Genomic DNA, 13712 nt, shown 5'->3' with positions numbered 1-13712 from the left:
CACCGGCCAACCGGCGGCAACCCCGTGCTCGTCAGAGCCGCCCGTCGCGCCGGAAGCCCCGGTACCCCCCCTCGTCAGAGCCAGCCGTTGCGCCGGAAGCCCCGGTACAGCGCCACGCAGGCCCCCGCCATCATGGCCATGACCAGCGGATAGCCGAACCGCCAGCGCAGCTCCGGCATGTGGTCGAAGTTCATGCCGTACACGCCGCACACCATCGTCGGCACGGCGATCACCGCGGCCCACGCCGTGATCTTCCGCATGTCCTCGTTCTGCGCGACGGTCACCTGCGCGAGGTGCGCCTGCAGAATGGAGTTGAGAAGCTCGTCGAACGCGGCGATCTGCTCCTTGGCCCGTATCAGGTGGTCCAGCACGTCCCGGAAGTAGGCCTGTATCTCCGGGGCCACGACCCGAATGGGCCGGGTGGCCAGGTCCTCCACCGGACGGCCCAGCGGCACCACCGCCCGCTTGAGTTCCAGCAGTTCACGCTTCATCTGGTAGATGCGGCCCGGGTCGACCCGGGCGCCGATCTCCGAGAACACCTCAGTCTCGACCTGGTCGATGTCGGCCTGCACCGCGTCCGTGACGCTCAGGAACTCGTCGACGACATGGTCGGCGATCGCGTGCAGCACCGCCGCCGGGCCCTTGGCGAGCTGCTGCGAATCCGCCTCCAACTCCTCGCGCAGCGGCCCCAATGAGCCGTGCCGGCCATGGCGCACCGTGATGACGAAGTCCTCACCGACGAACACCATGATCTCGCCGGTGTTGACCACCTCGCTGGTCGCCGTCAGCTCCTCGTGCTCCACGTAGCAGACGGTCTTGAACACCGCGAAGAGCGTGTCCCCGTAGTGCTCCAGCTTCGGGCGCTGGTGCGCCTCGACCGCGTCCTCCACCGCCAGCGGATGCAGGTCGAACAGCTCGGCGATGCCCGCGAACTCGCGATCCGTCGGCTCGTGCAGCCCGAGCCAGACGAACCCCTCACCGCTCTTGCGTACCAGCCGCACGGCGTCCACCAGATCCGCGCACTCCGGTACGCGCACGCCGTCCTGATACATCACGCAGTTCACCACCGACGAGCCCAGCGGTGACCTGGCGGGGTGGCTCAGGTCCACCCGCGGCCGCCGCCTGGCCAGCCGCGCCACCTTGCGCAGGCCGCCGACCCTGCCCAGCCCCGTGACCTTCCGCAGATTCCCTGCCATGGACATCTGGATCTCCTCGCGTGGATCTCCTCGCACAACGCTTGCGCGCCTTGCCCGGCAAGTCTGCCAGTCGGGGGGCATGACGCGGAAAGACCTGTGGGAACAAGACGTTCCGCTTGGTTCCCGCCTGTGGACGCAGCGCCCGGCCGGCGCACGCCTCGGCTCCCGCCGCGAGCGGAGGCGGCCGATCCGGACAAGCCGGGTGACGGGGATGATCGTGACATGACGCGATCCGACGGGTACCTCCTGGACAACCGGCAGAGCGAAGCCGGCCGGCGCTTCGACGCCTTCGCCGCCCTCTTCGATCCCACGACCTTCCGGCACATCGAAGGGTTCGGCATCGCCCCCGGCTGGCGCTGCTGGGAAGTGGGGGCGGGCGGCACCTCCGTGGTGTCCTGGCTCGCCTCGAAGGTGGGCCCGACCGGCGAGGTCGTCGCCACCGACATCGACACCTCGCGGCTCGCCCCCGTGGCCGTCCCGCCGGTGGACGTCCGCGTCCACGACGTGGGCACCGGGCAACCGCCGGGGGAAGGCTTCGACCTGGTCCACGCCCGGCTCGTCCTGGTCCACGTCCCGGACCGGGAAAGGGCGTTGCGCTCCATGATCCAGGCGCTGCGGCCCGGCGGGCGGCTGCTGATCGAGGACGCCGACCCCGCTCTGCAACCCCTGATCTGTCCCGACGAGCACGGCCCCGAGCAGCGGCTCGCCAACCGGCTTCGCCAGGGCTTCCCCACCCTGCTCGCCGAACGCGGCGCCGACCTGTCGTACGGCCGCAGACTCCCGCGGCTCCTCCGCGAGGCCGGCCTGCACGAGGTGGAGGCCGACGCCTACTTCCCCCTGACCTCGCCCGCCTGCACCGCACTGGAGGCCGCGACGGTCCGTCAGATCCGTGACCGGCTCGTCGCCGCCGGGCTGGCCACCGACGAGGAGATCGACCGGCACCTGACCCACGTCGAGGCCGGCGGCATGGACCTGGCCACCGCTCCGATGATCTCCGCGTGGGGCAGGAAGGCGTAGACGGCGGTCGGCTGCCCGCCCGGCGGTCACCGCGCGGGTGTTCGCGCCGCCTGCCCGCGTCCGCGGGCGTGCGACGCGCTCCAGCCTCCGCTCCCTGATGAGGCGGTCGTCCGCCCACCCGGGCGGCCCGCTCTAGCCGCCCCTGCCCGGATGCGGCGGCCTTCCGCCCACCCGTCGCACCGCCTCCGCTCCCGCCCCGCACCCGCGTGCCGCCGCCTCCTCCGGGGTCGCGCCCGAGACCAGAGCGGCGAGGAACGCGCCGGTGAAGGCGTCACCGGCACCGGTGGTGTCCCGAGGAGTCGCCGACGGGGCCGGAATCCGGGCGTCCACGGCGCCCGAACGGGCCACCAGCGCCCCGTCCGCACCCGCCTTGGCCACCACCAGCGGAACGAGACGGCTCAACTTGGCCGCCGCGTCCACCGGATCCGGCAGCCCCGTCAGCAGGCACGCCTCGTCCCGGCTGGGCAGCAGCACGTCCAGCCCCTCCGCGAACGCCAGGAAACGGTCCACTCCCAACCCCACCAGGAAGCCCGCCGACGCCGGATCCAGGCTGACCGGCACACCACGCGCGCGTGCCGCCGCGAGCGCCGCACCGGCGAGTGCCCGGCTCGACTCCGTGAACAGCAGATAGCCCGACAGATGCAGCCGGGCGACCCCGTCCAGCAACGCGTCCGACCAGTCGGCCGGCTCGAGTCGCAAGGACGCCCCGCTGTCCGTGAGGAACGTGCGCTCGGCCGCCGCACCCGTGTCGACGAGGCAGATCACCGTCCCGGTCGCCGCCTCCGGGTCGACCACCAGCCGGGGCCGCACCCCGGCCGCCACCAGTTCCCGTTCGTGCCAGGCAGCCGCGTCCGCGCCCACCCGCCCCAGCAGCCGGACGTCCGCACAGCCCGCATGGGCGGCCCAGCAGGCCACGTTGGCGCCCGCGCCGCCCGGCAGCGTCCGGATCGCGGCGGCAGTGTCGGTGCCGGTCGCGAGCGGCCCCCCGTGCCGGGCGACCACATCCGTGACCACGTCCCCGACGACCAGCAGCGCCCCGTTCCGGTGCCCCGCGGTCACCCCCTGGCCCACGCCGCGGCGATCCGCGCCGCCAGCCGTACGTTCCCGCGCACGGCCGCCAGGTTGGCGCTCAAGGAGGCGCCGTCCGTGTGCCGGACCAGGTAGTCCAGCAGGAACGGGGTCACCGCCTGTCCGGTGATGCCCCGCTCCGCACAGGCGGCGAGCGCGTCGGCGAGCACGCGTGCGTGCAGTTCGGGATCGAGCTGTTCCGCCTCCGGTACCGGATGGGCGACGATCAGCGCCGACTCCGGCGCGCCGAGCGCGTCCTGAGCCCGCATGACGTCGGCGACCTGTTCCGGACCGCTCAGCGTCCAGTCGACCGGATGGCCCGAGTCGGACAGATAGAAGCCGGGGAAGCGGTCCGTGCCGAACCCGGCGACGGCCACGCCCAGCGTCTCCAGCCGCTGCAGCGTCGCCGGCACGTCCAGGATCGACTTCACCCCCGCGCACACCACCGTGATCCGCGTCCGCGCCAGCAGTCCGAGGTCGGCGGACTCGTCCTGCGTCACCGTCCACTCCCGGTGCACACCGCCCAGACCACCCGTCGCGAACACGCGGACGCCCGCCAGCGCGGCCAGCTGTGCCGTCGCCGACACCGTGGTCGCCCCGCTCGCCCCCGCCGCCACGGCGAGGGGCAGGTCACGGTGGCCCAGCTTGCGGATGCCCTCCTCGTTCGCGACCCGCTCCAGCTGCTCCTTGTCCAGGCCGACCCGGGGACGTCCGTCGAGCACGGCGACGGTCGCCGGGACGGCACCCTCCCGCCGCACCGCGTCCTCCAGCTCCAGCGCCACCTGCAGATTGCGCGGACGCGGCAGGCCGTGCGCGATGATCGTGGACTCCAGGGCCACCACCGGGCGCCGCCCGCCGATCGCCTCCCGGACTTCTTCCGACACCACCAGAACCACGCGTCCGCCTCCTGTCCGTCGGTCCTTCCTCATCTCTGGCGGGCACCGGCCCCCGCTAAACGCTTGCGGCCTGTGGAGGACGCCACCAGCCTGGTGGCATGACGAGCAAGAGCGCGCGCCTCGACCATGTGGTCCTGTGGGTGGCCGATCCGGTCGCCGCCGCCGGCTTCTACGAGGAGGCCGTCGGCCTGGAGCCCCTGAGAGTCGTCGAGTTCGCCGAGGGGAAGGTGACGTTCCCCTCCGTACGCGTCAACGAGGAGACGATCCTCGACCTCGCTCCGCACAGCGCCGCGGACCGCATGAGGATGCTGCCGGACTCGGCCGACAGCGCGGGCCACCCCGTCAACCATGTCTGTCTGTCCCTGCCGGCCGACGCCTTCGACGCCCTGCACAGCCGCCTGCGGGAACACGGCGTCCCCCTGAGCGACATCGGGCACGACGCGTACGGCGCCCGCGGCAAGGCCACACGGAACTTCTACTTCCGGGACCCCGACGGCAACGTCTTCGAAGCCCGGCACTACGACGAGTAGCCGGCTCCGGCCGGTCAGAACAGGGGCTCGGGCAGCACGCCCTCCAGCGCGAGCAGCTTCCGCTTGGTCTCCAGCCCGCCCCCGAACCCGCCGATGCCGCCGTCGCTCTCCACCACCCGGTGGCACGGCACGACCACCGGCAGCGGATTGGCACCCATCGCCGCGCCGACCGCCTGTGCCCCGCCGGGCTGCCCGACCCGCCCGGCCAGGTCGCCGTACCCCACCACGGTGCCGAACGGCACACCGGACGCCAGCTCCCGCAACACCTGCCGGTTGAACCCGGAGATCAGCGACCAGTCCAGCGGCAGGTCGAAGTCGTGCCGCTCGCCCGCGAAGTACGCCCGCAGCTGTCCTGCCGCCTCCGCCAGCAACGGCGAGCCGGGATCCTCCACGGGCCGGCCGCCCAGCCGGGCCGCCAGCCGCTCCAGGGCCCGGTCGCGCACCGCGTCCGTGGCGTGGAAGACGACGTTGACCAAGCCGTCGCGGGTCGCCGCCAGCATCAGCGGGCCGATGTCGCTCCCGACGACGGCCCACACGACCCGCTGCTCATCCTGCCCGAGGCTGTCCATGCGCCCACGGTACGACCCGCGACTGACAACGCCCCGCCCGGCTCAGCCCGAGCCCACCGCGGACCGCACCACATCGGGCTTGTTGCTGATGATCCCGTCGACGCCGTAACCGGCGACCTCGCGGCTGGTGTCCGCGTCGTCCACCGTCCACGCGAACACCCCGAGCGGCCTGCCGTGCGGCCCGTGGAAGGCATGCACGACCGAGACGTACGCCCACGAAAGGGTCCCGTGCGAGGGATTGATCAGATCGGTGAACCGGGCGTACCGGTGCAGCTGCGCCACGGTGGGCGTACCGAGGTAGCCGGTGACGACCAAGGGCCTCAGTTCGTGGACCGCCCGCACGCTGTCGGCGCTGAAGCTCTGCACGACGAGCCGTCTGCGGTGGCCGCTGTCCAGCCAGCCCGCATCGCCGAGCAGCTCGAGGGTCTGCCGCTCGATGCCCGGGTAGAGGTCCGGGTTCTTGATCTCCAGAAGCAGGCTCTCGCGGTTGCTTTCGACCCGGCGCATGTACTCCTTCAGTGTCGGCACGCGCGTGCCCGCGTACGCGGGGGAGAACCAGCTGCCCGCGTCCAGCCGCGCGATCTCGGCGGCGGTGAAGTCCTTCACTTTCCACGGTGCCCGGTCGGGGAAGAGGTCCTCGACGTTCGTGGTGCGCCGCAGGCTGTCGTCGTGGATGACGACCAGCTCGCCGTCCTTCGTCCGCTGGACATCGTTCTCGACCCAGGTGAAGCCCAGCTGCGCCGCCCTGTCGATCGAGGCGAGCGTGTTCTCGGGAGCGTAGGCGGAGGCTCCCCGGTGGGCGATCACCGTGGGTGTGCCGACCGCGGCGCCTGCCTCGCCGACCTCGCCGGCCCGGGCGCCGGATGCGGGGCTCAGCAGGGTCGTCGCCGCCCCCAGGACAGCGGCGGCCGCGGCGAAAAGCACGCGCGCGTGCATGCAGACTCCTCACGTCGGGCGGATACGCACAGCACCAGAGTGACAGCAGAGGGTCAACAACGCCCAACCGCACGATGACCACACATGGAACGGAGGCGTCCGGGTCCGCTCACGCGGGCCGCACAACTGCGGCAAGGCCGTGTTTCTTTGCCGGAAAATCGTTCGACCATTCCGGTGGGGGTCATACTCTCTGCGACAACCCTGACCGCCGGCGCGGTCCTGGGACGGGGGCACATCGCAGATATTCCAGGGCAAGAAGGCGGAAGGGCAGCCGCGGATGCAAGGCACGGTCGACGGATTCAGCTACGGGGCCGTCACCCCACTGGTGGCCTACGTGATGGCGTGCCTCGGCGGTGCCCTCGGGCTGCGCTGCACCACCCGTTCCCTGCTGGTCACGCACTCCCGGCGCCCCGCCTGGCTGGCCCTCGGCGCCGCCGCGATCGGCTCCGGCATCTGGACGATGCACTTCGTCGCGATGATGGGCTTCACCATCCAGGAGACGTCGATCCACTACGACAAGCCGATCACCTACGCGAGTCTCGCCCTCGCCATCGTCATGGTCGGCGTCGGGATCTTCATAGTCGGCTACCGGGGCGCCACCGGCACCGCCCTGTTCACCGGCGGCACGATCACCGGCCTGGGCGTCGCCTCGATGCACTACCTCGGCATGGCCGGCATGCACTTCCACGGGCGGTTCACGTACAACACGCTCACCGTCGCCTCCTCCGTCGTCATAGCGGTCGTGGCGGCCACCGCCGCCCTGTGGGCCGCCGGACGCGTCCGGGGCTTCCTGTGGAGCGTGGGCGCGAGCCTCGTCATGGGACTCGCGGTCAGCGGCATGCACTACACCGGCATGGCCGCCCTCAGCGTCCGGCTCGACGGCGCCCCGCACACCGCCGGGGGCGGCCCCACGGCGTCCGTGCTCGCGCCGATGCTGATCGGCCCGCTCGCCTTCCTGCTCCTCGCGGGCGTCGTCGTGATCTTCGATCCGCTGATGATCATGGGCCGGTCGGCCCGCACCTCCGTCGAGGAGAAACCCGGTGTCCCGGCCGACGCCGTCACCGCCCACCCCGGCCGCCGTCCCGCCCTCCACGGGGGCCGCGAACCGGTCCGCCGGCCCGAGCACCACAGCTCCCGCACCCCGCAGAACCGCTGATCCGGACCCGTTGTCAGTGCGGGGTCGTACGGTGGATGACATGCGGCCCGTTTCCCACATCGAACGCACGGTGGCGCCCTTCGAGGTCGTCAGCCCCTACCAGCCCAGCGGCGACCAGCCGGCGGCCATCACCGACCTGGCCAAGCGCATCGAGGCCGGTGAGAAGGACGTCGTCCTGCTGGGCGCGACCGGCACCGGCAAGTCCGCCACCACGGCGTGGATGATCGAGAAGCTCCAGCGCCCCACCCTGGTGATGGCGCCGAACAAGACGCTGGCCGCCCAGCTGGCCAACGAGTTCCGCGAGCTTCTGCCGAACAACGCGGTCGAGTACTTCGTCTCGTACTACGACTACTACCAGCCCGAGGCCTACGTCCCGCAGTCGGACACGTACATCGAGAAGGACTCCTCGATCAACGAGGAAGTCGAACGCCTGCGCCACTCGGCGACGAACTCGCTGCTCACCCGCCGTGACGTGATCGTGGTCGCCTCGGTGTCCTGCATCTACGGCCTCGGCACGCCGCAGGAGTACGTCGACCGGATGGTCCCCCTCCGGGTCGGCGACGAGATGGACCGCGACGAGCTGCTGCGCCGCTTCGTCGACATCCAGTACACGCGCAACGACATGGCCTTCACCCGGGGCACCTTCCGGGTCCGCGGCGACACCATCGAGATCTTCCCGGTCTACGAGGAGCTGGCCGTCCGCATCGAGATGTTCGGCGACGAGATCGAGGCGCTGTCGACGCTGCACCCCCTCACCGGCGAGATCATCAGCGACGACCAGCAGCTGTACGTCTTCCCCGCCTCCCACTACGTCGCAGGGCCGGAGCGCATGGAGCGGGCCGTCAACGACATCGAGAAGGAGCTGGGGGAGCGCCTCGCCGAGCTGGAGAAGCAGGGCAAGCTCCTGGAGGCCCAGCGCCTGCGGATGCGCACCACGTACGACATCGAGATGCTCCGCCAGATCGGCACCTGCTCCGGCGTGGAGAACTACTCGATGCACTTCGACGGCCGCTCACCCGGCTCCGCGCCCAACACCCTGCTGGACTACTTCCCGGACGATTTCCTGCTCGTCATCGACGAGTCCCACGTCACGGTCCCGCAGATCGGCGCCATGTACGAGGGCGACGCCTCCCGCAAGCGCACCCTGGTCGACCACGGCTTCCGGCTGCCCTCGGCCCTGGACAACCGCCCGCTGAAGTGGGAGGAGTTCCAGGAGCGCATCGGGCAGACCGTCTACCTGTCGGCGACCCCGGGCGCCTACGAACTGTCCCGCGGCGACGGCGTCGTGGAGCAGATCATCCGTCCGACCGGCCTGGTCGACCCCGAGGTCGTGGTCAAGCCCACCGAGGGCCAGATCGACGACCTGGTGCACGAGATCCGCAAGCGCACCGAGAAGGACGAGCGCGTCCTGGTCACCACGCTCACCAAGAAGATGGCCGAGGACCTCACCGACTACTTCCTGGAACTCGGCATCCAGGTGCGCTATCTGCACAGCGACGTCGACACCCTGCGCCGCGTCGAGCTGCTGCGCGAGCTGCGCTCCGGAGAGTTCGACGTCCTGGTCGGCATCAACCTGCTGCGCGAGGGCCTCGACCTGCCCGAGGTGTCCCTGGTGGCCATCCTCGACGCCGACAAGGAGGGCTTCCTGCGCTCCGGGACCTCGCTGATCCAGACCATCGGCCGTGCGGCGCGCAACGTCTCCGGCCAGGTCCACATGTACGCCGACAAGATCACCCCGGCGATGGAGAAGGCCATCGACGAGACCAACCGCCGCCGGGAGAAGCAGGTCGCGTACAACAAGGCCAACGGCATCGACCCGCAGCCGCTGCGCAAGAAGATCAACGACATCGTCGCGCAGATCGCCCGCGAAGAGGTCGACACCGAACAGCTGCTCGGCTCCGGTTACCGCAACCTCAAGGACGGCAAGGGCGCCAAGGCTCCCGTACCGTCGCTCGGTGACAAGGCGGCCAAGGGCGCGAAGGCCACCAGGTCCGCGAAGGGCAAGGCGGGGGCCGCGGTGCCCACGGACCGTCCGGCGGCCGAACTCGCCGAGCAGATCGAGGAGATGACCGAGCGGATGCGCGCCGCCGCCGCGGAGCTGCAGTTCGAGATCGCCGCCCGGCTGCGTGACGAGGTATCGGAGATGAAGAAGGAACTGCGCCAGATGCGTGAGGCGGGCCTCGCCTGAGATGCCGTCACCGTGCCGGACCTCGGCATATACGCCAAGTGTTGCAACACCGACACAAAGCGTGGGCCGGGGTTCGGCACGATCGGTGCCCCTGCGTAGGGTTCTGGGCAACCGCATTGCGCGGCAACAGGGGACGTCGAGAGGGGAACCAGCCGTGTCCGTGAACTTGACCAAGGGTCAGGCCATCAGCCTGGAGAAGAAGGACGGGGCAACCCTGACCGCGGTCCGCATGGGACTCGGCTGGCAGGCGGCGAAGCGGCGCGGCCTGTTCGGCTCCCGCACCCGCGAGATCGACCTGGACGCCTCGGCCGTGCTCTTCGCCGAGAAGCAGCCGGTCGACGTGGTCTTCTTCCGCCACCTGGTGAGCGACGACGGTTCCGTGCGCCACACCGGCGACAACCTCGTGGGCGGCGTCGGCCAGGGCGGGGACGACGAGGCGATCCTGGTGGACCTGCAGCGCGTTCCGGTCCACATCGACCAGATCGTCTTCACCGTGAACTCCTTCACGGGCCAGACGTTCCATGAAGTGGAGAACGCGTTCTGCCGCCTCGTGGACGAGACCAACGGCCAGGAACTCGCCCGCTACACGCTGGCCGGCGGCGGCGAGTACACCGCCCAGATCATGGCCAAGGTGCACCGGGCGGGCTCCGGCTGGACGATGACCGCCCTGGGCAGCCCGGCCAACGGCCGCACCTTCCAGGACCTGATGCCGGCCATCCTGCCGCACCTGTAGGACCGGCACACCGGAGCGCCCGCCTCCACGGGGGCGGGCGCACGACAACACGACACAGGGGGGCGACGGCGATGACGGCCGAGCTGGTGAGGGGACAGAATCACCCGCTGTCCCAGGTCCGGCTGACGATCCGGATCTCGGCCGGAGTGCCGGTCCTGGCCGGAGCCGCACTCGGCGACGAGAACGGCACGGTGCCCGGCCCCCAGTGGGTGGCCCACCCCGGCACCCCCGCACTGCCCGGCGTCGAGGTGTCCCGGCAGGCCGTGGCCGAGCACCGCCTGGCCGTAGACCTCGCCGCCCTGCCCGAGGCCGTGCACCGCCTCGACGTGTTCCTCGCCCTGCCCGCCGGGACCACGGGGCCGCTCCGGTTCGGTGCCGTGCCCGCCCCGCATACCGCGGTCGAGGGCGCCGACGGCACCGACCTGGCCTCCTACACCCTCACCGGCCTGGATGCCGAGACCGCCGTGATCGCCCTGGAGTTCTACCGCCGTCAGGGTGCCTGGAAGGTACGCGCGATGGGCCAGGGCTATGCGGGCGGTCTCCCCGCGCTCCTCGCCGACCAGGGGCTGCGGGAGGCCGCGGGACTCGCGGCCGCCGTCCAGGAGTCCGCGGGCCAGAGCCAGGCCCGCGCGATCCCGGCACCGTCCTCCGCGCCCGCGCCTCACGACGTCTCCGCCCCCGCGCCCCAGACTCCCGCGCAGCACGACGCCTCCGGTCCGGCGCCCTCCGCGCCCGGGACGGCCGATGCGGCCTCCTCGTACGATCCGCAAGCCCCCTCCCACGACGGCCGCAACCCGTACCAGGTCCCGGCCCCGGGCGCCGAACCCCGACAGCAGGACCTCGGTGGTCCGGTCGACTACACGCACCCCCGCCGCCACAGCACCCCGCCCCCACCCCCGCCCTCCGCGGCCCCGGTGGCCGCCGGGCTGCCCGCCCAGCCCGTCGCCGGCGACGCCGTGGGCTGGTCGATGGAGGAACGGCTGTACAACCAGGTGTGGGGCATGTTCGAGGATCTGGCCCGGACCACGGCCGCCTACCGCAGCGCCGTCGACTTCGCCGATTCCCGTATGGAGAAGGAAGTCGACCAGGCCCTCGCCGACCCCCGAGGCCGGCTCGGTACTTCGGGAGACGCCGCGCGGGAGGCGGCGCACGCCCGCCGGACCCAACTGGTCGACCAGGCGCGCGCCGCCCTCGACCGCGACCTCGCCCAGCTCACCGCCGAGGCAGAGGTGGTCGAGCCCGCGCTCCCGCCCGCGTACGCCGGCTGGGACAGCCCCGTGTGGCACGGCTACCGGGTGCCGGCCGAACCGCCGATGGCTGTGCGGCTCGGCGACCTCCACCTTCCCGAAAGCGCGCCGCTGCGCATCCCGATGCTGGTCAGGCTGCCGCTCGAGCGAGGCCTGTGGATCGACAGCGGTCCGACGCCGGCGCTCGACGACTCCTTCCCGGACCCCGCCGGACTGCGGGACCTGGCCATGGCGGCGGCCGTCGCCCTCGCGACCCGGCTGCTCGCCGCGCATCCGGCGGAGGAGTTCGCCGTGCACGTCATCGATCCGGCCGGCGCCGGATCGAGGGCGTTCCTGCCGCTGACGGGAGCGGGGGTGCTCGCCGCTCCGTCCGCGACCGGGGCGGCGGGGGTGACAGAGGTGCTGGAGAGGCTCACCCGGCGGGTCGACCTGGTGCAGATGGCGATGCGGGCCGGCGCGGCGGCGTCGCTGCCGGCCGACGTCGACACCGCGCAGCAGCTGCTGATCGTCAACGACTTCCCGCACGGATTCGACGAGCGGGCGGTGACCCGGCTGCGCTACCTCGCCGACGAGGGCCCGGCGGTCGGCGTCCACCTGCTGATGATCGCGGACCGCCGGGACGCCGCTGCCTACGGCCCCCTGCTCGACCCGCTGTGGCGTTCGCTGATGCGACTCACCCCCGTACCCGACGACCACCTCGCCGACCCCTGGGTCGGCCACGCCTGGACCTACGAGCCGTCGCTCGTGCCGGCCGGGAGCCGGATCGTCCAGCAGGTGCTCGCCGAGGTGGCGAGAGCCCGGACCAAGCACAGGTAAAGCACCGCTGACCAGGCGACTTGGTCCTTCCTTTACTAAGCTCTTTACCGTTCCTTGGTGATTGGGGTACTGTTTTCCGTACGGAGGGGAGTACTCCCTGAGTGCGGCGCACCCGTCAATACGGACCGGTTCCGGTCCCGGGGCGTCGGCCCCGCGCGGGTGGAAGAGACCTCCGGCAGTGTCAACGCTGATGTTTGCCGTTACGTAATGCCGGAGGTGCAGTGGAAGTCTCCATGACCCTGTGGGTCCTTACCATCCTGGGTCTCGCCGCCCTGATCACCGTCGATTTCTTCATCGGTCGCAAGCCCCATGAGGTGTCGATCAAGGAAGCCGGAATCTGGACCGTCGTCTGGATCACCCTGGCCGGGCTGTTCGGCCTCGGCCTCCTCGTCTTCGGTGGCGGACAGCCCGCCGGTGAGTTCTTCGCCGGTTTCATCACCGAGAAGTCGCTGAGCGTCGACAATCTCTTCGTCTTCGTCCTGATCATGGCGAAGTTCGCGGTACCCACCCAGTACCAGCAGCGCGTGCTGCTCGTCGGCGTTCTCATAGCCCTGGTCCTGCGGGCCGTCTTCATCGCCGCGGGTGCAGCGATCCTCGCCAGCTTCTCCTGGGTGTTCTACCTGTTCGGCGCCTTCCTGATCTGGACCGCCTGGAAACTCGTCCAGGAAGCCCGCGCCGAGGAGGACGACGAGGAGTACGAGGAGAACAAGCTGCTGAAGGCGGCGGAGCGCAAGTTCGGTGTGGCCGACCGGTACCACGGCACCAAGCTGTGGATCCAGCAGAACGGCAAGCGGGTCATGACCCCGATGCTGGTCGTGATGCTCGCCATCGGCACCACGGACGTCCTGTTCGCCCTGGACTCCATCCCCGCGATCTTCGGCCTCACCCAGGACCCGTACATCGTCTTCACCGCCAACGCCTTCGCTCTGATGGGTCTGCGTCAGCTGTACTTCCTCATCGGCGGCCTGCTGAAGAGGCTGGTCCACCTCTCCTACGGCCTGTCGATCATCCTGGGCTTCATCGGCGTCAAGCTGGTGCTGCACGCGCTGCACGAGTCAGGGGTCCATGTGCCCGAGATCAGCATCCCGGTCTCGCTCGGCGTGATCTGCGCCGTCCTGGTCGTCACCACGATCACCAGCCTGATGGCCGGCAAGAAGCAGGCGGCCGCCGAGGCGGAGTGCACCGGCGGCGAGGCCGCCGCGAAGGACAGCCTCGACGCCTGACCACATTCGACCGACGACGCGGGGGGGGGGGGGGGGGGGGGGGGAGGGAAGCCACAAAAAAAAGGAGGGGAAGGGGAGGAAAAGAGAAGGAGAAAAAAGCCGGGGGGTGTGTCACCCGGCCTCTCATCCTCCCGACG

At 71.0% G+C, this 13712-nt stretch carries 12 protein-coding genes; 7 read left to right on the top strand and 5 right to left on the bottom strand.

The window, feature by feature from the left end; translation table 11 throughout:
- Positions 1–74 precede the first annotated feature (74 nt).
- On the bottom strand, positions 75–1202 hold the full coding sequence (locus ACZ5CW_RS19815; RefSeq protein WP_468603005.1) for a magnesium and cobalt transport protein CorA: 1128 nt from the start codon (positions 1200–1202) through the stop codon (positions 75–77).
- Between the two features lie 216 nt (positions 1203–1418).
- Here ACZ5CW_RS19815 and ACZ5CW_RS19810 point away from each other — a divergent pair, with 216 nt between their 5' ends.
- Positions 1419–2213, top strand: a complete 795-nt coding sequence (locus tag ACZ5CW_RS19810) for a methyltransferase (RefSeq protein WP_468603003.1) — start codon at positions 1419–1421, stop codon at positions 2211–2213.
- 132 nt (positions 2214–2345) lie between these two features.
- Here ACZ5CW_RS19810 and ACZ5CW_RS19805 read toward each other — a convergent pair whose 3' ends face one another.
- Together ACZ5CW_RS19805 and ACZ5CW_RS19800 are read right to left on the bottom strand one after the other, a co-directional pair.
- Positions 2346–3284, bottom strand: a complete 939-nt coding sequence (locus ACZ5CW_RS19805) for a carbohydrate kinase family protein (RefSeq protein WP_468603001.1) — start codon at positions 3282–3284, stop codon at positions 2346–2348.
- On the bottom strand, positions 3269–4177 hold the full coding sequence (locus ACZ5CW_RS19800; RefSeq protein WP_468602999.1) for a pseudouridine-5'-phosphate glycosidase: 909 nt from the start codon (positions 4175–4177) through the stop codon (positions 3269–3271). The genes ACZ5CW_RS19805 and ACZ5CW_RS19800 overlap by 16 nt, the downstream gene beginning before the upstream one ends.
- A 98-nt stretch (positions 4178–4275) precedes the next feature.
- Between ACZ5CW_RS19800 and ACZ5CW_RS19795 the strand changes: the two genes are divergently transcribed.
- Entirely contained in the window at positions 4276–4707 is a 432-nt protein-coding gene (locus ACZ5CW_RS19795; protein ID WP_468602997.1) for a VOC family protein, read from the top strand.
- A 14-nt stretch (positions 4708–4721) separates the two neighbouring features.
- Here the strand turns inward: ACZ5CW_RS19795 and ACZ5CW_RS19790 are convergent, their stop codons facing one another.
- Together ACZ5CW_RS19790 and ACZ5CW_RS19785 are read right to left on the bottom strand one after the other, a co-directional pair.
- The gene (locus tag ACZ5CW_RS19790) at positions 4722–5276 is read right to left on the bottom strand and encodes a methylated-DNA--[protein]-cysteine S-methyltransferase (protein ID WP_468602995.1); all 555 of its coding nucleotides are present in this window, start codon (positions 5274–5276) and stop codon (positions 4722–4724) included.
- Positions 5277–5318: 42 nt separating this feature from the next.
- Positions 5319–6212, bottom strand: a complete 894-nt coding sequence (locus ACZ5CW_RS19785) for a glycerophosphodiester phosphodiesterase (RefSeq protein ID WP_468602993.1) — start codon at positions 6210–6212, stop codon at positions 5319–5321.
- A gap of 277 nt (positions 6213–6489) precedes the next feature.
- On the opposite strand from ACZ5CW_RS19785, the gene ACZ5CW_RS19780 reads away from it, so the two are divergent.
- The 5 genes from ACZ5CW_RS19780 to ACZ5CW_RS19760 all read left to right on the top strand — a co-directional run bounded on the left by ACZ5CW_RS19780 (position 6490) and on the right by ACZ5CW_RS19760 (position 13575).
- Positions 6490–7368, top strand: a complete 879-nt coding sequence (locus tag ACZ5CW_RS19780; protein ID WP_468602991.1) for an MHYT domain-containing protein — start codon at positions 6490–6492, stop codon at positions 7366–7368.
- A 40-nt stretch (positions 7369–7408) separates the two neighbouring features.
- Positions 7409–9556: an excinuclease ABC subunit UvrB gene (gene uvrB, locus ACZ5CW_RS19775; RefSeq protein ID WP_468602989.1), complete on the top strand. Its 2148-nt coding sequence runs from the start codon at positions 7409–7411 to the stop codon at positions 9554–9556.
- Positions 9557–9710: 154 nt separating this feature from the next.
- Complete coding sequence (locus ACZ5CW_RS19770; protein WP_468602987.1) at positions 9711–10289, top strand: TerD family protein; 579 nt, start codon at positions 9711–9713, stop codon at positions 10287–10289.
- Positions 10290–10360: 71 nt separating this feature from the next.
- The gene (locus tag ACZ5CW_RS19765; RefSeq protein WP_468602985.1) at positions 10361–12352 is read left to right on the top strand and encodes a TerD family protein; all 1992 of its coding nucleotides are present in this window, start codon (positions 10361–10363) and stop codon (positions 12350–12352) included.
- Positions 12353–12573: 221 nt separating this feature from the next.
- Positions 12574–13575, top strand: coding sequence for a TerC family protein (locus ACZ5CW_RS19760; RefSeq protein ID WP_468602983.1), 1002 nt, complete (start codon positions 12574–12576; stop codon positions 13573–13575).
- The last annotated feature ends 137 nt before the right edge of the window (positions 13576–13712 follow it).

This window comes from Streptomyces sp. NPDC031379, from assembly GCF_055569615.1.
Note: the sequence above shows the minus strand (reverse complement) of the source record. Positions and strands in the feature narration are given on the sequence as shown.